The sequence below is a fragment of the Vibrio sp. YT-17 genome (assembly GCF_033337375.1).
Taxonomy (GTDB): domain Bacteria; phylum Pseudomonadota; class Gammaproteobacteria; order Enterobacterales; family Vibrionaceae; genus Vibrio; species Vibrio alginolyticus.
This window is the reverse complement of the sequence record NZ_JAWOQP010000001.1, coordinates 174,067-196,339: the sequence shown is the minus strand read 5'-3', so window position 1 is coordinate 196,339 and position 22,273 is coordinate 174,067. Positions and strand designations below refer to the sequence as shown.

Genomic DNA, 22,273 nt, shown 5'->3' with positions numbered 1-22,273 from the left:
TTTTACGTTTCATATTGAAACAAAAATGCCGAAGATTTCGTTTCAATATGAAACGGATTGATTTTTGTTGAGCACGCTTTTTCTCTGTTTAAGATGAATTCATACCCTACATAAAAATATAAATGGAATGAGATAGAACGATGAAAAAATTAATTAACCAAGTTGATGATGTTGTATTGCAGCAAATGGAAGGCCTGGCATTGTCCCGCTCTGAGCTAAAAGCGAACTACGAACCTCGTTACATGTGGCACGAGGAAACACCGGGGCAAGTGGCACTGGTTTCTGGTGGTGGCTGTGGTCATGAACCTTTGCACGCTGGTTTTATTGGTAAAGGCATGCTGACAGGCGCCTGCCCAGGAGAGGTATTTACTTCACCTACGCCTGATCAAATGTACGAATGTGGCAACCAAGTGAATACCGGTGAGGGCGTGCTGTTTATCATTAAAAACTACACTGGTGATGTGTTGAACTTTGAAACGGCCGTGGAGCTCCTTCATACCGATGGTATCAAAGTTGGGTCGGTGTTGGTGGATGATGATGTTGCAGTTAAAGACAGCCTGTATACCGCTGGTCGCCGTGGCGTCGCTGGAACGGTATTGGTTGAAAAGTTAGTTGGGGCTGCCGCGAGCAAAGGTTATTCGTTGGAGCAATGTGAAGCACTGGCTCGTCGCGTTAATAACCACTGTCGTTCATTTGGCGTGGCGCTTAATGCTTGTGTTGTACCCGCAGCAGGTAAACCATCTTTTGTTCTGGAAGATGATGAAGTGGAGTTTGGTGTTGGTATCCATGGTGAACCAGGTATCAAGCGAGTGAAATACACCGATGTCGATACGTTAGTGGATGAAATGTTTGCTGAAGTTGCTGAAAACACACCTTATCAGCGCACATTGCGTATTTGGAATCGTGACGAAGGTGAATGGGATGAAGTGGAATCCAGCATTGAGCCTTTCGCCGCTGAACACGACTACATCGTGATGGTGAATGGTATGGGTGGTACGCCAACTTCAGAGCTTTACGGAGTGTACCGTCGTCTGGCTCATAACTGCGAGCAAGCAGGGTTCCGTATCGTGCGTAATATGGTTGGTAACTTCTGTACGTCACTCGATATGGAAGGCGTTTCGATTACGTTGCTAAAGGCAGACAAAGAGATGTTGGAGCTGTTTGATGCTCCTGTCGATACGGCCGCGATCAAGTGGTAACAGGGGAGAGCAAACATGCAAATTGAAAAACAACATATCGTTCACTGGCTAGAGTTATGTGCAAAAACGTATCAAGAGAATCAAGATTTTCTGACCGACCTTGATCGTGATATTGGTGACGCCGACCACGGTCTCAATATGAACCGTGGCTTTAAAAAAGTTGCTGAAAAACTGCCGCAATTTGCGGACCAAAATATCGGCAGCATTCTCAAGAATACGGGTATGACCTTGCTTTCTAGTGTCGGTGGGGCAAGTGGCCCGCTGTATGGCACGCTGTTTATTCGTACGGCTGCCGCTGTCGGAACTCGAGAGCAATTAACGTTTGAAGAGTTAGTGGATGCACTAAAAAGCGGTGTGGATGGCGTGGTGTCTCGTGGTAAAGCAGAGCTGGGTGATAAAACCATGTGTGATGTTTGGTTACCCGTTTTAGTTAGCGTGAAGGCGTCGTTAGAAAATGGCATGAGCGCCGATCACTTACTGAATGAAATGGTTGAGCTAGCAGAAACGAACGCGGTTGCCACGATTGAAATGTTGGCGAAAAAAGGGCGAGCAAGCTATCTGGGGGAACGTAGTATTGGTCACCAAGATCCCGGTGCAACCTCTTCTTTGTTAATGATTAAAGCACTACAGCAGGCAATAGCAGGTAATTAAGATGGTGGGAATTGTAGTTGTATCTCATAGTCGTCGACTTGCCGAAGGGGTGGCAGAACTTGCCACCCAAATGACGCAAGGCAAAGCCAAGCTTGCGATTGCTGCTGGGATTGATGATCCAGAGAACCCGATCGGAACCGATGCCATTGCCGTGATGGAAGCGATTGAGCAGGCACAAGATCAACAAGGGGTTGTTGTGTTGATGGATCTTGGCAGCGCGTTGCTTAGCACGGAAATGGCTCTGGATCTGATTGATGATCATGTGAGGGAAAATGTCACCCTTATCTCGGCACCTATTGTTGAAGGAACCATGGCGGCGTCGGTGGCTGCCGCCGCCGGACTGCCTTTATCGACGGTAGTCGAAGAGGCACAGAATGCGTTAAGCGTAAAACAAGAGCACCTTGGTGATCAGCCACTAACATCCGCTGAGATAGCGCCAGTATCAGAGAACTTTGAGCAAGAACGGACATTTGATTGGGTGGTGCAAAATCCGCATGGATTACATGCTCGTCCCGCTGCGGCCATTGTTGGTGCACTCGCGCCTTTTGACTGCCAATTATGGTTGAAAAAAGGCGAGCGCCGTGTGAACGCGAAAAGCTTAAACAGCATTGCGAAACTTGGCGTTCGTAGTCAAGAGACGATCACGCTGTGCGCACTCGGCTCTCAATCCAGTGAAGCAATCAAGGCATTTGAAGCCTTAGCTTATGAGCACTTCGGAGAAAAAGAGGCGGTTGAGCAAGGCATTGTCGAACCTGAAGAAAGCTCGGATACTCTGCTCGATGGCATGGCCTCAAGTCAGATTGAAGGTGCTGTTGTTGGTATTCGAGTCAATGACGGTATCGCTACTGCTCCTGCTGTCCTTTTTACTCATGAAATGCCAGCTGTGCCTGAACGTGATTTCCAAAGTGAACAAGATGAAATTGAACGGGTTAAGCGTGCGATAGGCGTGGTTGTTCAACATTTGCAGGAGCAAGCGAAGCAGCCGAAAGGGGAAATATTTGCTGCTCATAGCATGATGCTCAGTGACCCAGAATTATGGGCATCGGTCGAGTCGCGAATTCAAACGGGCATGATAGCCGAGCAAGCTTGGGTAGAATCACTGCAAAGGTTGGCCGAAGAGTTTCGCCAGGCAGAAAGTCAGTACATGCGGGAACGCGAAGCAGATGTCCATGATATCGCACGCCAAGTTATGGTCGAAATGACAGGCGTAACGCCTAATGCCATCGACATTCAGGAACCGAGTATTTTGTTGGGCCGCGACCTGATGCCTTCTGATGTGGCTGGGCTTGATAAATCGAAAGTGCTTGGTATCTGTTTGAGTGAGGGAGGGAAAACCTCTCACAGTGCGATTCTTGCTCGTGCGATGGGTATTCCTGCCATCGTTAAAGCTCAGGGCTGCCTTGATGCTGTGCGTGCTGGTCAAGTGGTGACTATTGATGGCTTCCGAGGGCATTTATGGTTCTCTCCTTCAGATGCCGTACAGCAGGAATTAGAAGCTCAGCAAATTGAGTGGCAAAACTCCCGACAGAGTGCACTAGCGAGTGCTCAGCAAGTCGCAGTCACCTGTGATCGTGTCCATATTCCAGTATTCGCCAATATTGGTGGACCGAAAGATATTGATGATGCACTAACATCAGGAGCTGAGGGCGTTGGTCTATTCCGGACTGAGTTTCTATTTCAAAACAGTGATGAGTTGCCGACTGAGGAAGCGCAATACCAAGTGTATCGTGATATTGCTGCCGCACTTGGTGATAAGCCACTTACGATTCGTAGTCTAGATGTTGGCGGTGATAAGCCTTTAGCCGCTTATCCTATGCCAGCAGAAGATAATCCATTTTTAGGTTTGAGAGGGGTGCGGTTGTGCCTTCAACATGAGTCATTGTTTACCGCTCAACTTCGAGCCATTCTGAGAGCCTTTCACGAGCAACCGAATATTCAATTGATGATACCGATGGTGGCTCAGGTTGAAGAAGTGAGAAAAGTAAAAGCGCTGTTGGCGCATCAAGCAAACCAACTCGGCTTGGATGCGACTCATTTGCCCGTTGGTATTATGATTGAGGTGCCAGCCGCGGTATTAAATGCTGATGCGTTAGCCCAAGAAGTCGACTTTTTCTCTATCGGCACCAATGATTTGACTCAATATGTTATGGCCGCCGATCGAGGTAACGCTGCTGTTGCTGAATTGGTGAACTACTTTGAACCATCGGTACTAAAAGCCATTGAGCTCACGTGTGCAGCAGGCGATCGCGCGGGCATACCGGTTAGTATGTGTGGTGAGATGGCTGGCGATCCAAATGCCACAGAAACATTGCTTCGCGTGGGGTTGCGAAAATTCAGCGCCAGTTCGAGTCTGCTACCGGGACTAAAAGCGCAGATTCGTCAGTTGTCTGTTGATGTTTAATCGACATCTTGTCGTTAGTACATCTATACCGGCGTGCTTACGCCGGTCTTACTTTTGTTATAGGAACGCCACTTCTTGGCTTAATACAGCTTCATTTGCTCCTGCAGCCCAAACTTATTAATTTTTCTCCATAAGGTCGTGCGGCCAATTTGCAATGCTTTCGCCATATCATGCATTTTGCCATCACACTGATTCCAAGCCTGAACGATAGCTCTTCTCTCGGCTTCTTCTAACGTGATTACTGGCGTATTTTCTGCGGTATGGCGAGAATTCAGTTTAATGTCTTCAGGAATATCGTTCAGCTTGATTAAGTTGGAACTGCGGTTCAGCAAAATTCGCTCAGTTCGGTTTCTTAATTCAGAGTTGTTGCCTGACCAACGAAAATTCATCAACGCTTCCAGTGCGACTGGCTCTATCGAGATCGTCACATTGTGGCGGCGTTCATAATGGCTGATAAGCTGCTGGACGAGAAATTCAATGTCTTCTTTACGCTTTCGTAGTGGCGGAATATGCAGCTCGTTCGAGGAGATTTCATAATAAAGTTGCCGACCAAATGAGCGCTGAGTGACATACTCGCTGATCTCTGAAGCGGTGCTCGTAATAAGTTGAAAGTCTACGGGGATCAATCGCAAACTGTCGCTGCGGCTGACGAGCCCAGTTTTTAACAACTTAAGTAACACGGCTTGTAAATCGGGCGACAGATATTCCACCTTCTCTAAAAAGAGCGTACCGCCATGGGCGAGTTCAAACTTAGAAGGCATGCCTTGCCCTTCGTCGTAGCCTAGGGTTTCTTTGACCAGTTGCTCTGTATTGATGGAGCGGCAGTTGAGCGTAATGAACGGCCCTTCTTTGTAAGTGCTTTCGTTATGGATCGCCATGGCGAGAGTGGCTTTTCCTACACCTTCTTCACCTGTAATTAGAATCGGTGATTTGGACTTTATGGCCCGTTTTGCAACGGTAATGACATGCTTCATTTTTCGTGAAATGACAGGCAAAGTGCTGAACGTATAGCGCGCACTGCCACCTATTTGTTGTTGAGCAAGTTCGCGAATTTTATCGATAGGGTGCAAGAACAATAAGTGTGTGCCGTCGTTGAGTGGACGCAAGGTGATGATCGCCTCAACAAACTCGCCACGAACCTCTACCGTTGTGAGTTTTCGGTTGATGCTTGCACCCGACTCAATACTATTGAGGACATTTGGCGGGAAGCGTAAAACAGCAAAGACTTCTTTATCCAAGACCTGACTGGCTTCAATGTTTAACAAACGCTCGGACTGGTGATTTACCATGGTTATACGGCTTTCTTCATCCCAGGCCAGAAGGCCGTCATCCATGCATTCTAACGTTGCGTTGTGCGCACAAGTAAGGCGGTTCATGTTTTCTTGTTCCGACTGAATGTGGATTTGCAAACTGACTTCTTTCGCGCTCGACGCGATGATGACTAAGTCTTCTTTCTTATAGCTTTCCGTTTTTTTGAAAAGGCATGTTGTACCGCGTAATTTGCCAAATTGGTCGAAAACAGGCGCCGCTACAGAGGCATAAGAGTGCAAGTGGCGATTGAAATGTTCTGCAGCAAAAACTTCACATGGGATGTGAGTGTTGATACAGAGATTGACTGCATTTGTGCCAATTTTCCCTTCAGACAGAAAGCAGCCTTGTTTAATACCGAGTGCTTGCATCTCTTGTCGCATAGAGTCGTGCCCGACGGTGGAGAGAATACAGCCGTTGCCATCAGTCACCATCAATAGCAGGTCTTCGTCTCCTAGCATATCGTAAGTGTCTTCAAGTACGGTAGTGGCGCATTCGATGAGGTGCTCGTTGCGTTTCATCAGAGATGAGAAGGTAAAACCAGAGGCAATATGTGGTTTTGACCAGGTATAAGGGCTGCATTGCTTTATGCAACGCTCCCACGACTCGAGGACGGGAGTGCGGGAAAATTCTGGAGATACCCAGTGGTGTTTCTGGAAAAACTCCCACTTAGTTTTAGTGTCTTCGATTGAAAGCATGCGATCCCGTTTCAATACTAGCGATAGATTGGTCTGATGTTACAGAGACATCGGAATATGGACTGTGATGGCTTTCACGCACGTTGTATAGAAGAATGTGCAAAAAGAGGGGCGAGTTGAGGAGGCTTCCGTGCCAGTTTTTCGATTAAAAAGGGCTGTCTTTGCCGAGCTCATTGCAAATCTCGACAATGGCAAGTGAGAGCCCTGACTTAATGATTTGTTGTTGACGTTGCAGTTGTAGCTGATAAAACTCAAGGTCGATGTCGTCATCTGGTTCGCTGACTTCCAGTTGCACCATGCCCATTTTCTTCACCAAGTGCAGTTTCTTAATTGGTTCTAGAATATTCGGGTCAGTGAATTCGTAATCTGAAGCGTCACTATTGAGTTGGTTTTTGAGTTTGATGATGTCTTCGATGTCGTGGTAGATGTCATCGGGGAGCACTCCCAAGCCAAACAATAACTTCAAACGAACAGACAGATCGCCCAGCGGTCCAGAGTCTTGTAGCAGCGGACCGACAACCGATTGAACAGCGAAGTTATCTTTACGAAAGATTCTTTGCACCAACCCGTCGATCGAATCGTTAAAAACGTCGACTGCTGCAATGAAAAAGCCTCGTACCGATGGTGCGCTGTTTAATCGCTCAATGATCTCGGTTTCGTTGATGTTATCTGCCATATACTGAATACATTTCTAATTATTAGCTATCCCAACTCTTCAAGCAGAGAAGGACATAGAAGGGGAGCCGAGCTCCCCTAGGTAAATCAAAGTTGGTTGTAAAGTGTCTCGATTTGAGCCACTTCATCGCTGTCTTCTGCAAGACCTGTGTATGTCGCTAGCGTCTTCTTCATACCCACTTCTTTTAATGAGTTTTGTAGCTCTACGGCTTGTGGGTCAGTGTCGTTAGTGTACTTCAACGCAGCGGCAATGCCTTTCAAAAGTGTTTGATTTTCAGTGCCATACTCAATTGTACCGAGTAAAGGCTTCACTAATCTATCGTTTGCACCCAATTTTCGAATTGGTTGACGACCTACGCGGTCCACCTCATCCACTAAGTATGGGTTGGCAAAGCGTCCTAAAATCTTCTCGATGTAGGCGTTGTGCATGTCACGGTCGAAGCCGTAACGTTTGATCAGCACTTCACCACTTTCTTGCATCGCCTGTTTTACTTCAGCGTGAATGCTTGGGTCTTCAATTGCTTCACGAATGGTACGATGGCCTTTCAAGCAACCTAGGTAAGCGGTAATGCAGTGGCCTGTATTGAGAGTGAATAGCTTGCGTTCTACGAATGCCATTAGGTTGTTGGTTCTTTCCATGCCAGCTATGTCAGGGATTTCGCCCTTGAATTGCTGCTCATCCACAATCCATTCGCTAAAACTCTCTACAGTGACTTCTAGTGGGTCATCGTTCGCCGCTTCTGCTGGTGGTACGATGCGGTCCACTGCGGAGTCGACGAAGCCAACTAGCTCGTCTGCTTTCGCGTGTAATGATTCATCCAAATGTTTGTACACTTCACCTTTTAGGTGAGTCGTGCCACGAACCATGTTTTCGCACGCGATGATGTTCAATGGTTTATCGTTACCTGCTGCAAAGCGTTTAGCAATGCCGGTAGCGATGGTTTTTGCAATGATGTCCAGTACGTTAGGGCCAACCGCTGTTGTGACCAAGTCGGTTTTTACAATGCGGTCGATGACATCTTCACTGGCTGAGTTTACCGCGGTGACGTGAGTTACTGTGTCGATTTGGCACTCAGTACCGACCACTTTTACTTTGTATTCTTGCTTGTGACTCAGTTGGTCGACGAGTGGAGCGTCAACGTCTGCAAATGTGACCTCGACTTCTGCATCTGCTAAGAGTTTTCCGATGAAGCCACGACCAATGTTACCTGCGCCAAAATGAACTGCGTTTTTCATAATTCTTACCTACCAATGTCTAAAATGTTGACTTACGAAACTAGGGGGAGGCCAACCGCATAGGGGGTGACAGCTGACCTCATTTGCCTCAGGAGCAAATTAAAGGGGTAATTAAGCCGCTTGTTGACCGCCAAGGATGTTTAGAATCTCTTCCACATCGTTGGTGCTGGTTAGCTTCTCAATTGCCTCCGGCTCATCGAGCGCGTTCGTAATGGTGGTAATCACCTGGATGTGCTCATCGTTCTTAGCGGCAATGCCGATAACCAGTTTCGCTACATCATCGTCGTCTTCAGTAAATTGGATACCCGATGGGTATTGGCAGATTACAATGCCGGTTTTCTTCACGCGGTCTTTCGCTTCTACCGTGCCGTGAGGCACTGCGATAGATTCGCCTAGGTAAGTAGAAACCAATGCTTCACGCTCAAACATCGCGTCTACGTATTCTGGTTCTGCGTAGCCAAGTTCGACCAACTTGTTGCCCGCGAAGCGAATCGCTTCTTCTTTGTTGGCAGCTTTCAAACCTAGGTGAATGTTCTCACGCTGGATTTGGAACACCGACGTTTGCTGTGGCTCGAAGTTGTCGTCGTTTGCTGCCACGAGCGACACTTTTACCATTTGGTCGTCATTGGCTGCGGATTGGTTTTGTGCGGCTAGTAGTTTGGTGACTAGCTGGTTGTACATTTCGCTGTCTAGGAAGTTAGTCAATGAAATGTGGTGTGCGTTTGGAGCATGCTTACGTGCACGATCCGTTAAGTCTTTATGAGTAATCACGATATCTGCACTCTCTGGTAAGCTGTTAATGGCAAGGTTGGTTACGTGGATGTTCAGACCTGCGTCTTGAACCTTTTTGCGTAGCATGCTCGCGCCCATTGCACTCGAGCCCATGCCCGCATCACAAGCGACAATGATGCTTTGTACTGTCGCTAGGTCTACGTCACCTTTGCTTTGGCTGTTTACCACCGCATCGTTTTTAGATGCAGATTTCATGTCTTTCATTTGTGATGTTGCTTTCTCTAGTGCTGCTTCATCACCGTCTTCTTCTGTTGACGTTTGAGTCTTCATTAGCAGTGCTGCTACGGCGAATGACACGCCTGTTGCTGCTGCGATAGACGCTAGAACACCAACGATTGAGCCTTTCTGAGTCATCAACAAGATTGCAAAGATTGAACCTGGTGATGCCGGAGAAACGATACCTGCGTTAAAGATAGTTAGAACGAATACGCCAGTCATACCACCTGCGATAGCCGCAAGGATTAGGCGAGGGTTCATTAGGATGTATGGGAAGTAAATCTCGTGGATACCGCCGAAGAAGTGGATGATTGATGCACCACCTGCAGTTTGACGAGCCGTACCTTTACCAAACACCATGTAAGCTAGCAGGATACCTAGACCAGGACCTGGGTTTGCTTCGATTAGGAAGAAGATCGACTGACCTGTTTCAGACGCTTGCTGGATACCCAGTGGAGAGAAAATACCGTGGTTGATCGCATTGTTTAGGAAAAGGATCTTCGCAGGTTCAACGAAGATTGAAGTCAGTGGTAGTAGGTGAGCAGAAACTAGGAAGTTAACGCCAGCCGCCAAGCCACCAGAAAGAATTTTTACGAATGGACCGATAAAGATGAAAGCAAGGATCGCACACAGCATGCCGATGATGCCCGCAGAGAAGTTGTTAACCAACATCTCGAAGCCACTTTTTACTTTACCATCGATGTAGTTATCGAATTTCTTGATAGCCCAGCCGCCCATTGGGCCGACCATCATTGCACCCATAAACATTGGGATGTCTGTGCCGACAATCACACCCATTGTTGTGATTGCACCGACTACCGCACCACGATCGCCACCAACTAATTTACCACCGGTGTAACCGATAAGTAGTGGCAGCAAGTAGGTAATCATTGGGCCAACCATAGAGGCTAACGTTTCGTTTGGTAGCCATCCAGTTGGGATAAATAGAGCAGTGATAAAGCCCCACGCGATAAACGCGCCGATGTTTGGCATTACCATGTTTGACAGAAAACGACCAAAATTTTGTATCTTGATCTTGGCATCTGGTGATATCATAACAATTCCCCGTTCGATGTTCTGATGTATCTTGTTGTAGTAAACGGTTCGCCAAAACCGTTTGTTTGATTGCTTAGTACCCAATCAATTTACCACACATTTTCCAATTGGAACTGACAACGGGTTTTTTGTGATCTACGCCCGCATTTCTTAGGCTGAGAAACGGTTTTTAAGTGACCAAGTTCAACTTATTAACTTGTAACTTAATAACAAAAAGCAACTTTCAAACCTGTCAATAAAAATCTTAGTGATCAATCCGATCTTCTGACAAATTTAAAATAAAAATACTTTGTGACTTTGATCACTTTTGATTTTTTTTGAAATTCGAATTAAATGCTTGTGATGATCAATATCACGTTTTGTGTTGAGTTGTGGTGGATTTAAAGTGTGACTTGGATCTGTTTTTGTTTTTTGTGAAAGTTTGTGACGGAATTGGTGAGATAAATGCTATCTAGATCTTTCGATAGATTGTATCTATAAGAGTCTTTTCGGCGCACTTCACGGAGCACGCCTAATTAGTTGATGAAAGGGTAAATAAAGAGAGTCGCCACACGGTTCTTCTTGTGATTCCCAACTCTCTACTTAATCACTGTTCTTAATCATCGTTGCTATTAGTATGATAGACGAGGTAGTCATGAGCTTGCTCGCGTCCCATATACCTTGCCAACGTCTTTTCTTGAACATCGCGCAAATCCACCATAATCAATCCATCTAGAGCGTTATTGAATGCAGGGTCGACGTTGAAGCATACCAGCTTGCCATTGAGGCTTAAGTACTGACGCAGCAAAACGGGCACTCCTTTCCCTTCATCGATTCTGGCAATGACACGTGACAATAGCTGTAAATCACCCAGAGCAGTGAGCATGCTGGTGTTCCAGTCACGGTGGTGCTCAGGAAGTGGGTTAGAAGGTGTGACGTACTCTGCGCAATTGTTGTCGTAGTGGTGCAGTGTCATTGATTGAGCCAGTAATTGACGTGCAGTATCGCTATAATCGTTGCTAATGCTTACCGGACCAAATAGGTGAGTGTAATCTGGGTTTTGATGAACGAACGTTGCGATGCCTTTCCACAGTAGCAGTAGCGCGCTCATGCTCTTTTGATATTGCTGTGCAATCACAGAGCGCCCCATCTCAATGGATTTACCCATTTGGTCGATAAAGCGTTGGTCATAGTTAAACAACGTTCGTGAATACAGACCTGCTACGCCGCGCTTTTCAATCAGTTGATCAACCAGACCTAAACGATACGCGCCCACCAAGCATTGGTTCTCTCTGTCCCACACAAACAGATGCAGGTAATCATGATCGAAATGGTCAATGTCTATTGCTAGTCCAGTCCCTTCGCCAACTTGTCGGAAATTGAGCTCACGTAGGCGACCAATTTCATGCAGTAGGGAAGGGATACTCTGCGACTCCGTGCAGTAAACATCGAACTCACCACTTGTTAGCAGCTTGGACTCTTTTGGTAAGTTGTTCAGCTCTTCAAGCAATTCGCCTACGGGTAACCCTGCCGCTATTGGAGAGAGCAGTTCTGATGAAGAAGAAGGCTTAACTGATTGGGTTTCACGATTGAGCAAGTAAGTGTTGAGCCGCAAATAGTTCACCACTTGATCATCGTTAAGTGTGTTGATCTCTTTGAATTTAATCGCTTGGCCAAAAGACAAGTTGATGGTTTGTGCATGTTTGTTCAGTAGCTCCCGCCCGAGCATTAGGGTACGCAAAAGTGGATGGATTTTCCCTGCCATATAGAAGCGTTTCGAGTTCTGACCACTGATGAATACTGGAACTGTCGTTGCTTTGTTTTTGCGGATCAGGCTACTTACGCTTCGACTCCACGCTTTGTCTTCCAAGCGTTGCTGTTTGGCATCGACTAACTGGGAAACCTCACCGGCAGGAAAGACAAGCAATAAGCCGCCACTTGCGAGGTGTTTATTAGCCGCTCTGAGGGCCTTCATATTCGATTTGACGGCGTCTCTGCCTTCAAACACATCGACACCAATGAAGAGCTGATCTAACTCTGGTACGGTTTTCAGGTATTGATTGGCTAGAATTTGGATATCGTCTCGTACCATCAACAAGAGTTCGGCCAAGATGACGCCTTCCACACAACCAAGCGGGTGGTTCGCCACAATGACGGTAGCTCCTTGTTTAGGTACTGAGTCGAGTGAACCATGAGCAATGCGATAATCGATACCTAAGATATCCAGCGTGAAGCGGAGAAAAGTTTTGGTATCGGCATTAACGGGGCGTTGGGCGTAGAACTTATCGAGTTGGTTTAAACCGGTTGCCCATTCAGCAACGTTTTCACCAATGCCAAACGGCGTTTTACGAGGGAGACGAAAAGGGGTTGAACTATCCATATTTACCTCAGCGTACAAGTTGCTGATTGGATAGTAGAAATTACAGATGACAGTTAAGAGGCAAAAGCATGAGCCTTTGGTGACAAACCAATGAAGCTTTATTGACTAAAGAAAACGGTATATCACTGTGCTATGAATCAAAACTCGCGTTATGTCTCCCTCTTAAAATAATAGATAGGCTATCTTATCTAGAACAAAGATTAAGCTAAGTTGATATTTATCAGGGGAAATAATGGAACGAGTTTCCAATAAAGCAGCACTTTGGATTGGGCTAAGTTTGATACTTGGTCTTGGCATCCTTGGCTATTTTATGCAGCAGACGGCGGTGAAATACCGAGCCTATGAAAGAGTCGTGACAGTAAAAGGTTTGTCGGAGCGTGAGTATCCTGCTGATACGGTGATTTGGCCGATTCAATTTACTCTAGCGAGTAATGATATGGGGGTCATGTTTGATGAAATTGACCAGCAAACCCGTTTGATTTTGGACTTTCTAAGTGCCAAAGGGCTTCCTGAAACCAGCGTTTCCCTCTCTTCCCCAGCGGTCATTGACAGAAAAGCACAGCAATATGGGAGCGAGCAAGACATTGAGTATCGTTATTTGGCCTCGCGAACCGTTACGGTTTACAGCCAGAGTGTTGATGTTGTTCGAGCGGCAATCAATGAAATAGGTGAGTTAGGAAAACAAGGCGTTTTGCTTAACCAAGATCCTTATGCAAATCGTGTTGAGTACAGCTTTACTAAGCTGAATGATGTGAAGCCAGACATGATCGAAGAAGCGACTAAGAATGCGCGTGAAGTGGCTGAGAAATTTGCGAAAGACTCACAAAGTTCACTGGGTAAGATCAAACGTGCAACTCAAGGGCAGTTCTCGATTTATGACCGAGACAGCAACACGCCTTACATTAAGAAAGTACGAGTGGTATCGACGGTTCAATATTACTTATCTGATTAAAGTTGCGCTCATATAGTCAATAGTTGGTCGTTCCATCACCTTCTATTTGTAGAGGTATCTATGCTCTGTGATAGGGAAATCAGTCTTCGATGACGCTATATACAAGTACTTTTTTATAAAACTAAGTTCTTAACAGTGATGAGGTGAGTTTGATAATAATCAAGCTCACTTGTTTCTTATGAGCGTAAGTTAGTATGACTTATTGCTAGAAGGAATTAGTATCATGGCATACAAGCACTTTGTTAGAGAACTACTGGGTTTAGCGATTGTTGTCTCTGTCGTCTTTGGCGTATTAGGCGTGATGTTAGAGCTCTTCGCACTGACGGCACTTTGGGAGCATCAGCAAACGATAGCCGATGTTTTCTTCCATGAATCTCTCTACTTCATCGTATTTTTAATCCCACCATACTTCCTCTGGAAGTTGATTAACCGTCCTGAATTGGTTTCTGCTGACCAAGCTTATTTGGCAATGAAGTTAGAGGCTGAAAGTCGACAATGAGTCGATTTAGTGAGTAATGAAAAGAAGAGGCTATGAGAAAACATTAGCCTCTTTTCTATCTGATTCGTGGGGCAAAGTATTCGCTGCTTTATTGATTAAAAAGCTGCTTCGATTGTGCCTTTGAAAGTGCGATCGAGATAATCACGAATCGCTTGAGATTGATAAATAGAAACGAACTTTTTATACGCTTCATTATTTTTGTCTGCGTCACGAGTGGCGATGACCATGACTGCTAATGGGGCGTCTTTTGCTTCAAGATAGATACTTTGTTTCTTCGGATCTAAACCAGAAGACATTACGTAGTTCATTGTAATCGCAGCCGCGTCCACATCATCTAATGTTCTTGGTAGCTGAGCGGCATCTACCTCGACAAATTCAAATGATTTTGCGTTTTTTGTGATATCAGTTAGGGCGGCTTTATGGCCAACACCCTGTTTCAGCTCAATTAAACCTGCATCGGCGAGTAGCAACAGACCACGACCACCGTTGGTAGGGTCATTTGGAAGCGCTATACGTGCATTGTTTGGAAGCTCTTGCAGTGAGCGATACTTATTGGAATAAAGCCCCATACGCATAAGAATGGACTGACCAATTGATACTAATTGGGCGTTATGGCTACTGTTGAAGTTGTCTAAAAATGGCTGGTGCTGATAGCTATTAATATCGATGCTACCATCGCTAAGAGCGGCATTAGGTGTCACGTAGTCAGAAAACTCAATGACTTCGACATTCAAACCTTGCTTCGCTGCCTCCTTCGCTACCGCCTCGACTACTTGTGCATGTGGTCCAACTGTCGCGCCCACTTTAATGACAGAGTCATCTTTTTCTCCACAAGCGCTTAAGCCGACTACTGCCGTGAGAATCAAAGCTAGTTTCTTTAAGTGACCAATACTTTTCATTGTAGCTCCATTTTTTTGTTTTAGACGTCTATACGTTTGTATGTCCATCCTATCAGAAGTTGTCTGAGGGTCAATGGTTTAAATCACGAGCGGACATTTTGTTTCATTGCTACATATAGAAAGCCAGATAATAGTTAAAGAAAAGGGGAAGAGGAAAAGCTATTACGAGGTTAATGACGAGTTACCGCAACCGAAACTGTACCCAAAGATATAAGATACAAAAAAAGCGTAGTAGGTATTAACCTGCTACGCCTTTCGGAATATGGTGGCCCCTCGCAGACTTGAACTGCGGACCAATCGATTATGAGTCGACTGCTCTAACCACTGAGCTAAGGGGCCTTAATAGGACAACGATTATAGGGGAAGCGTTGCAAGGTGTCTAGATACCAACTAGGGCAATTGCGCTTAGTTTTTATCCACTTAGAACAGTAGATAATAAAAAAGGTGACCTAAAGTCACCTTTTTTGATTTCTAAAAGCTTGTATGCGCTGCGATTATTCGTCTAGGAAGCTGCGCAGAGTCTCTGAGCGGCTTGGGTGGCGAAGTTTACGTAGTGCTTTTGCTTCGATCTGACGGATACGCTCACGAGTAACGTCGAACTGCTTACCAACTTCTTCTAGAGTATGGTCAGTGTTCATGTCAATACCAAAACGCATACGAAGTACTTTCGCTTCACGTGGCGTTAGACCTGCAAGCACGTCTTTTGTTGCCACCTTAAGGCTAGTTGCAGTTGCAGAATCTAGCGGAAGTTCTAGCGTTGTATCTTCGATAAAATCACCTAGATGCGAATCTTCGTCGTCACCGATTGGTGTCTCCATTGAGATAGGCTCTTTAGCGATTTTTAGAACTTTACGAATCTTGTCTTCTGGCATTTGCATGCGCTCTGCCAGTTCTTCCGGTAGTGGCTCGCGACCCATCTCTTGCAACATTTGACGAGAAATACGGTTTAGCTTGTTGATCGTTTCGATCATGTGTACCGGGATACGAATCGTACGTGCTTGGTCCGCGATTGAACGAGTGATTGCCTGACGGATCCACCACGTTGCGTAAGTCGAGAACTTGTAACCACGACGATATTCGAACTTATCTACCGCTTTCATCAGACCGATGTTACCTTCTTGGATCAGATCCAAGAACTGTAGGCCACGGTTGGTGTATTTCTTCGCGATAGAAATTACAAGACGCAAGTTCGCTTCAACCATCTCTTTCTTCGCACGGCGAGCTTTTGCTTCACCGATAGACATACGACGGCTGATGTCTTTAATGTTCTGTACGTTTAGAGAAGTCTCTTCTTCAATCATTTTTAGTTTAGCGATTGAACGACGGATTTCTTCTTCGTTACGTTTGATCTTTTCAGCGTATGGCTTGTCTGAAGCAAGAACTTCATCCAGCCAAGCTTCACTTGATTCATTACCAGTGAACAGCGCGATGAATGATTTCTTCGGCATTTTGCCGTATTCAACCACAGACTTCATGATCAGACGCTCTTGAGTACGAACGCGATCCATAGCAGTACGCAGTTCATTCACTAGGTGATCAAACTGTTTAGGCGTTAGACGAAACTCGCGGAATACGTCTAGCATCATTTCATTAGCAACGGTTGCTTTCGGGCTGTTATAGCCGTACTCGTTGATTGCTAATTGAAGATTTTGATAGGTGCTGCGTAGTTGGTTGAATTTCTCTAGCGCTAATTCAGGATCGATACCTACATCTTCTTCAGAATCATCTGAATCGTCATCGCTATCTTCGTCGTCATCAACGTCTTCATCGTCTTCTTCTTCTAACTGAGATTCAGTCAGTTCAGAACCGATGTGTGTTGCCGTTGGTGCAGCGGTGTCGTCAGCATCTGGATCTACAAAACCTGAAATTAGGTCTGTAAGACGTAGTTCTTCAGCTTGAACTTTGTCAAATTGCTCAAGAATGTACGGAATTGTGCCTGGGTATTCAGCAACAGACGATTGAACTTGGTTAATACCTTCTTCAATACGTTTTGCGATGTCGATTTCGCCTTCGCGAGTTAGAAGTTCGACAGTACCCATCTCACGCATGTACATACGTACTGGGTCTGTTGTACGACCAATCTCACTCTCTACGCTAGAAAGTGCAGCGGCTGCAGCTTCGGCTGCATCTTCATCGGTAATATTTGTGTCATCGTTCAGTGCTAAATCATCAGCATCAGGAGCAGTTTCTACTACCTTAATGCCCATGTCGTTGATCATCTGAATGATGTCTTCTACCTGTTCTGAATCTACGATTTCAGCAGGTAGGTGGTCATTTACTTCGGCGTAGGTCAGATAGCCTTGTTCCTTGCCTTTAATAACAAGTGACTTTAGCTGTGACTGCGGATTGTGATCCATAGACGGTATCCAACTTCGTAATCTGGTGAAGGAATCAGTATGCGAAATGCAAACCACTTACTATAACAAATTAAATCGTTGCTGACTAATTAAACAGGGTTACGCTTTTAAATCTAGCATAAGTGCTAGCAGCTCCCTTTTCTCTTCGGCTGATAAACCGACACTTCTTGCTTTGGCCTGCAGGTTTTCAATTTGTTTTTCTACGCACTGGGCAATAATTTTATCCAGTGAGTCTAAAAAGATTTCTTCTTGGTTGTCCTCATCGAGTGGAATGTCCCAACTCGCGAGACGAGACAGAAGGGTCTCATTTTGGCTGTTTCGCCAATGCTCTAATAATTGGCCTGTGTTGATATGGGGATGCGCTTGGCATTTATCAAGTACATCAACAAATAAACTTAGACCAGGAATGGGCAAATCTCTAACGCTAGTTAGATCTGGCACCATACTTACGTATTGTGGGTTTTGAATCAGTAACGCGATCACTTCTCGCATCGGCGTTCGCTTGATTTCTTTATGAGGTTGAGGCCTTTTATCCTCTTTACCTTGTTTTGAAATTAGCTGCTGTAGTTGGCGTTCATCAACCAAACCCAAACGGCGGCCAAGCAATTCTCTCAAGTATAGTCTTAAAGTGCCGCCAGGGACTTTATCAATGAGAGGAACCGCAAGAGTACTCAGTTTTGCCATGCCTTCTTTCGTGCTCATATCGACCTGCTGAGTCAATGAGCTGAACATGAATTCAGACAAGGGCATCGCATTAGACACTTGCTGCTCAAATGCTTGTTTTCCGTTTTGTCGGATATAAGAGTCGGGATCTTCTCCATCCGGCAAAAACATGAATTTTAACTGGCGACCATCCGTTAGGTAAGGCAATGCATTTTCCATGGCACGCCACGCGGCTTCACGGCCTGCGCGGTCACCGTCATAACAACACACGACGGTGCTTGTTTGCCTGAATAACACTTGCAAGTGATCGCCCGTTGTCGAGGTTCCCAATGAGGCAACGGAATAATCTACGCCATATTGAGCAAGCGCGACAACATCCATATAGCCTTCAACCACTAAAATTTGTGGTGGCTCACGGTACGCTTGTAGTACTTCATAAAGGCCATACAACTCTTTACCTTTATGAAATATCGGGGTTTCGGGTGAGTTGAGATATTTTGGTGTCCCATCACCTAATACTCGACCACCAAAGCCTATTACTCGACCGCGTCTGTCTCGAATAGGAAACATCACTCGACCACGGAATCGGTCGTAGCGGTTGCCTTTATCGTTTTCAATCAACATGCCGCCAGTGACGAGCATGTCTTGGTTTTCTTTATTCTGGCCAAAGTTCTTACGAACTAAATCCCATTCATCAGCCACATAGCCGATGCCAAACTTCTGGACGATTTCACCAGACAGGCCGCGATCTTTTAGATACTCAATCGCCACCTTACTTGCTGGCTGTTTGAGTTGGTTACGATAAAATTGAGCAATGCTGCCCATTAAGTCGTATAGGTTACGTTTTTCACTGCTGCTTGCTTGTGGGCCTGATTGAAACGAACCATTACCGCCGCTACGTTGTTCGCGAGGAACATCTAAACCCAAGTATGAAGCGAGTTCTTCAATGGCTTCGACGAATTCTAGTCGGTCGAATTCCATCAAAAAATCGATGGCATTTCCATGCGCGCCACAACCAAAACAATGGTAGAACTGCTTTTCTTGACTGACACTGAATGAGGGTGTCTTTTCGTTGTGGAACGGGCAGCATGCGCCGTAGTTTTTGCCTTTTTTCTTAAGTTTCACACGTGCGTCGATGATATCGACAATATCAAGTCGAGCTAGAAGGTCATCGATAAAACTGCGAGGGATGTGTCCAGCCATAAAACCTAACAAAAAAAGAAGATGATGAGTGGAGTGAATGCCTTAAAAGAATGAGCGTATTGCCCATTGATTTCATTCCATCCATCCAGATACAAACAAGCCGTGCGCTCCAAAGGATAGCACGGCTTGCTGCAATTGGGTGGGGTACCTTAAGCCAATTTAGCGCGAACTAAACCGCTTACTTTACCCATATCTGCACGCCCTTGAATTTGCGGTTTCAGAACGCCCATTACTTTGCCCATGTCTTGCATGCCAGCTGCGCCAGATTCAGCAATCGCGTTCTCGATGAGAGCCGCTACTTCTTCGTCTGTCAGTGGTTGAGGCATAAAGTCCTCAAGAACGGTAATTTCTGCTTGTTCCGCATCAGCAAGATCTTGACGACCCGCTGCTTCAAACTGCGCTACAGAATCGCGACGTTGTTTAACCATCTTGGTCAATACTGCAAGAATGTCGTCATCGTTCAGAGTAATCTGTTCGTCAACTTCACGTTGCTTGATTGCTGATAGGGCTAAACGAATAGTACCAAGGCGCAATTTGTCCTTGGCTTTCATCGCTAATTTTTGCTCTTCTTTGAGTTGATCAATCAGAGCCATAACTAAATTCCTTTTGGAGCTCAGTTATTAGTACAGGCGAACGCGACGAGCGTTTTCGCGAGCTAGCTTCTTAGCGTGACGCTTTTGAGCTGCTGCTTTAGCGCGTTTGCGAACTGTAGTTGGTTTTTCGTAGTGCTCACGACGACGCACTTCAGAAAGGATACCTGCTTTTTCGCAAGAGCGCTTAAAACGACGTAGAGCAACGTCGAACGGTTCGTTTTCACGTACTTTAACTACTGGCATATGCCTTTCACCTCAGGGGTTATTCGTTAACGCTGGTATTCAACAGACCAAATCACAATTGTTAGGTCTCTTACCAGCTTGATCAAAAATGGTGCGGAATTTTAATCCGATCACAACTACTTTGTAAAGCCTTTTGTCGATTATTGTCTGTACAAAATTTGTTTGCAGCACCAAGGCGAGGTAATATGACGCCCAAATTTCCTCTATACAGAAAGCATACTGAGAAAACCATGCGCATTATTGGTATTGAAACCTCTTGTGACGAGACTGGCATCGCAATTTATGACGATGAAAACGGTCTCTTGTCACACAAGCTATACAGCCAAGTAAAACTGCACGCAGATTACGGCGGTGTGGTGCCTGAGTTGGCTTCACGTGACCACGTAAAGAAAACCATTCCTCTTATTAAAGAGGCACTAAAAGAAGCGAACTTAACTTCAAAAGACATCGATGGTGTCGCGTATACCGCGGGGCCTGGTCTTGTTGGGGCGCTATTAGTGGGTGCGACTATCGGTCGCAGTATTGCTTATGCTTGGGGAGTGCCAGCGGTACCTGTTCATCATATGGAAGGTCACCTATTGGCCCCAATGTTGGAAGATAACCCTCCACCGTTCCCGTTTGTGGCGGTATTAGTATCGGGCGGTCACTCTATGATGGTGGAAGTGAGAGGCATCGGTGAGTACAAAATTCTAGGTGAGTCGATTGATGATGCGGCGGGCGAAGCGTTTGATAAAACAGCGAAGCTAATGGGTTTGGATTACCCAGGCGGTCCACTATTATCTAAACTGGCGGAAAAAGGTACACCGGGCCGCTTTAAGTTCCCGCGCCCAATGACGAATGTGCCAGGTTTGGACATGAGTTTCTCTGGTCTAAAAACCTTTACGGCTAACACGATTGCTGCAAACGGTGATGACGAGCAAACCCGCGCGGACATCGCATTGGCATTTGAAGAGGCTGTGTGTGCTACGTTGGCTATTAAATGTAAGCGCGCGCTTGAGCAAACAGGCATGAAACGCATTGTTATTGCTGGTGGTGTGAGTGCTAACCGTCGTTTGCGAGCTGAGTTAGAGAAGTTAGCGAAGAAAGTTGGCGGCGAAGTTTACTACCCACGTACTGAGTTCTGTACAGATAACGGTGCGATGATCGCTTACGCAGGCATGCAGCGCTTGAAGAATGGCGAAGTGGCTGATATGTCAGTAGAGGCTCGTCCACGTTGGCCAATTGATCAACTAACACCTGTCGCTTAGTCAAATTTATGCGGTAGGTTTGAAACCGGTTCTTTGTAATAAAGGTCTCTGCTCCTCAGAGGCCTTTATTTTTAATTATTCAATGAACCGCCTCGTTTTACATTCTGACTGATGCGATCAGTTCGCGATTGTTTCAGTGCTAGGATGACGTGGAAGAATAAGAAATGGATATAACAATGAATAAGTTTGAAATTGAAGGTCAGCAACTTGCTTATCTAGATAAAGGTGAGGGCCCTGTGCTTCTATTTGGTCATAGTTACCTTTGGGATAGCCAAATGTGGGCGCCACAAGTTGAGGTTTTAAGCCAGTCATTCCGTTGTATTGTGCCAGATCTTTGGGCACATGGTGAATCGGACGCTGCACCTGCATCGACACAGTCATTGGCCGACTATGCACAACATATGTTGGCATTGATGGATCATTTAGATATCGAAGAATTCTCGATAGTGGGCTTATCTGTTGGCGGCATGTGGGGAGCTGAGCTAACGGCTCAAGCGCCGCAACGTGTTAAGTCACTGGTATTGATGGATACCTTCATTGGCTGGGAGCCAGAAGTTACGTATAAAAAGTATTTTGCAATGCTTGATACCATCAGCCAAGTCCAAGCAGTGCCTGCGCCAATTATTGAAGCCGTTGTGCCGCTGTTCTTTGCCAACAACGTCAATCAGGATAACCCTAAACTTGTCGCTTCATTCAAACGCAGTTTAGAAGAGCTGAACGGTGAGCGTGCGGTGGAAGTAGCTCGCATGGGGCGCATGGTGTTTGGTCGCCGTGATGTGATTGAAGATTCGGAAAAATTCGCTCTGCCGACGTTAATTGCGGTGGGCTGTGAAGATAAGCCTCGCCCGGTTTTCGAATCGTATTTAATGAAAGACTGTATCACGGGCAGTGAGTTGGTAGAAATTCCCCAAGCTGGACATATCAGTTGTTTAGAGCAACCTGAGTTCGTCAACCAGATGTTGTTGAACTTCCTGAATCGAGTTCATGCATAACCAATACATCCTTCTTTAAACGAAAAACTCGGCA

At 45.8% G+C, this 22,273-nt stretch carries 17 protein-coding genes and 1 tRNA gene; 7 read left to right on the top strand and 11 right to left on the bottom strand.

What is annotated here, in order from left to right; genetic code table 11:
• Positions 1 to 140 precede the first annotated feature (140 nt).
• The 3 genes from dhaK to ptsP are packed head-to-tail and all read left to right on the top strand — an operon-like array spanning position 141 to position 4,251.
• Complete coding sequence (gene dhaK / locus R7F67_RS00825; protein ID WP_138938979.1) at positions 141 to 1,199, top strand: dihydroxyacetone kinase subunit DhaK; 1,059 nt, start codon at positions 141 to 143, stop codon at positions 1,197 to 1,199.
• A gap of 15 nt (positions 1,200 to 1,214) precedes the next feature.
• Complete coding sequence (dhaL, locus tag R7F67_RS00820; RefSeq protein ID WP_005379705.1) at positions 1,215 to 1,850, top strand: dihydroxyacetone kinase subunit DhaL; 636 nt, start codon at positions 1,215 to 1,217, stop codon at positions 1,848 to 1,850.
• Position 1,851: 1 nt separating this feature from the next.
• Positions 1,852 to 4,251: a phosphoenolpyruvate--protein phosphotransferase gene (gene ptsP / locus R7F67_RS00815; protein ID WP_225466386.1), complete on the top strand. Its 2,400-nt coding sequence runs from the start codon at positions 1,852 to 1,854 to the stop codon at positions 4,249 to 4,251.
• Between the two features lie 80 nt (positions 4,252 to 4,331).
• Here ptsP and dhaR read toward each other — a convergent pair whose 3' ends face one another.
• The 5 genes from dhaR to R7F67_RS00790 all read right to left on the bottom strand — a co-directional run bounded on the left by dhaR (position 4,332) and on the right by R7F67_RS00790 (position 12,591).
• A complete protein-coding gene (gene dhaR, locus R7F67_RS00810) occupies positions 4,332 to 6,257 on the bottom strand; it encodes a dihydroxyacetone kinase operon transcriptional regulator DhaR (protein ID WP_054576652.1) in 1,926 nt (641 codons plus the stop codon).
• Between the two features lie 145 nt (positions 6,258 to 6,402).
• Complete coding sequence (locus R7F67_RS00805) at positions 6,403 to 6,933, bottom strand: MltR family transcriptional regulator (RefSeq protein WP_005379708.1); 531 nt, start codon at positions 6,931 to 6,933, stop codon at positions 6,403 to 6,405.
• Positions 6,934 to 7,019: 86 nt separating this feature from the next.
• Entirely contained in the window at positions 7,020 to 8,168 is a 1,149-nt protein-coding gene (locus R7F67_RS00800; RefSeq protein ID WP_225466385.1) for a mannitol-1-phosphate 5-dehydrogenase, read from the bottom strand.
• A 111-nt stretch (positions 8,169 to 8,279) separates the two neighbouring features.
• Positions 8,280 to 10,232 (bottom strand): PTS mannitol transporter subunit IICBA, encoded by a 1,953-nt coding sequence (locus R7F67_RS00795; protein ID WP_225466384.1) that lies wholly within the window; start codon positions 10,230 to 10,232, stop codon positions 8,280 to 8,282.
• A 595-nt stretch (positions 10,233 to 10,827) separates the two neighbouring features.
• Positions 10,828 to 12,591 carry a lysophospholipid acyltransferase family protein gene (locus tag R7F67_RS00790; RefSeq protein ID WP_064368969.1) on the bottom strand — a complete coding sequence of 588 codons (1,764 nt, stop codon included), beginning with the start codon at positions 12,589 to 12,591 and terminating at the stop codon, positions 10,828 to 10,830.
• Positions 12,592 to 12,823: 232 nt separating this feature from the next.
• Between R7F67_RS00790 and R7F67_RS00785 the strand changes: the two genes are divergently transcribed.
• Complete coding sequence (locus tag R7F67_RS00785) at positions 12,824 to 13,543, top strand: SIMPL domain-containing protein (RefSeq protein ID WP_225466383.1); 720 nt, start codon at positions 12,824 to 12,826, stop codon at positions 13,541 to 13,543.
• Between the two features lie 223 nt (positions 13,544 to 13,766).
• Positions 13,767 to 14,042, top strand: coding sequence for a hypothetical protein (locus R7F67_RS00780; protein WP_005379716.1), 276 nt, complete (start codon positions 13,767 to 13,769; stop codon positions 14,040 to 14,042).
• Between the two features lie 95 nt (positions 14,043 to 14,137).
• Here the strand turns inward: R7F67_RS00780 and R7F67_RS00775 are convergent, their stop codons facing one another.
• From R7F67_RS00775 to rpsU, 6 genes are all read right to left on the bottom strand, one after another.
• Positions 14,138 to 14,941, bottom strand: coding sequence for a MetQ/NlpA family ABC transporter substrate-binding protein (locus tag R7F67_RS00775; RefSeq protein ID WP_017633488.1), 804 nt, complete (start codon positions 14,939 to 14,941; stop codon positions 14,138 to 14,140).
• Between the two features lie 263 nt (positions 14,942 to 15,204).
• Positions 15,205 to 15,280 (bottom strand) — tRNA-Ile (locus tag R7F67_RS00770).
• A gap of 155 nt (positions 15,281 to 15,435) precedes the next feature.
• The gene (gene rpoD / locus R7F67_RS00765; protein ID WP_005395986.1) at positions 15,436 to 17,298 is read right to left on the bottom strand and encodes an RNA polymerase sigma factor RpoD; all 1,863 of its coding nucleotides are present in this window, start codon (positions 17,296 to 17,298) and stop codon (positions 15,436 to 15,438) included.
• A 99-nt stretch (positions 17,299 to 17,397) separates the two neighbouring features.
• Entirely contained in the window at positions 17,398 to 19,164 is a 1,767-nt protein-coding gene (dnaG, locus tag R7F67_RS00760) for a DNA primase (RefSeq protein ID WP_005379719.1), read from the bottom strand.
• Positions 19,165 to 19,313: 149 nt separating this feature from the next.
• Entirely contained in the window at positions 19,314 to 19,757 is a 444-nt protein-coding gene (locus tag R7F67_RS00755; protein WP_005379720.1) for a GatB/YqeY domain-containing protein, read from the bottom strand.
• Between the two features lie 27 nt (positions 19,758 to 19,784).
• On the bottom strand, positions 19,785 to 20,000 hold the full coding sequence (gene rpsU, locus R7F67_RS00750; protein WP_001145625.1) for a 30S ribosomal protein S21: 216 nt from the start codon (positions 19,998 to 20,000) through the stop codon (positions 19,785 to 19,787).
• A 230-nt stretch (positions 20,001 to 20,230) separates the two neighbouring features.
• Between rpsU and tsaD the strand changes: the two genes are divergently transcribed.
• On the top strand, positions 20,231 to 21,247 hold the full coding sequence (tsaD, locus tag R7F67_RS00745; protein WP_005379854.1) for a tRNA (adenosine(37)-N6)-threonylcarbamoyltransferase complex transferase subunit TsaD: 1,017 nt from the start codon (positions 20,231 to 20,233) through the stop codon (positions 21,245 to 21,247).
• A 176-nt stretch (positions 21,248 to 21,423) separates the two neighbouring features.
• On the top strand, positions 21,424 to 22,239 hold the full coding sequence (locus tag R7F67_RS00740; RefSeq protein ID WP_005379855.1) for an alpha/beta fold hydrolase: 816 nt from the start codon (positions 21,424 to 21,426) through the stop codon (positions 22,237 to 22,239).
• The last annotated feature ends 34 nt before the right edge of the window (positions 22,240 to 22,273 follow it).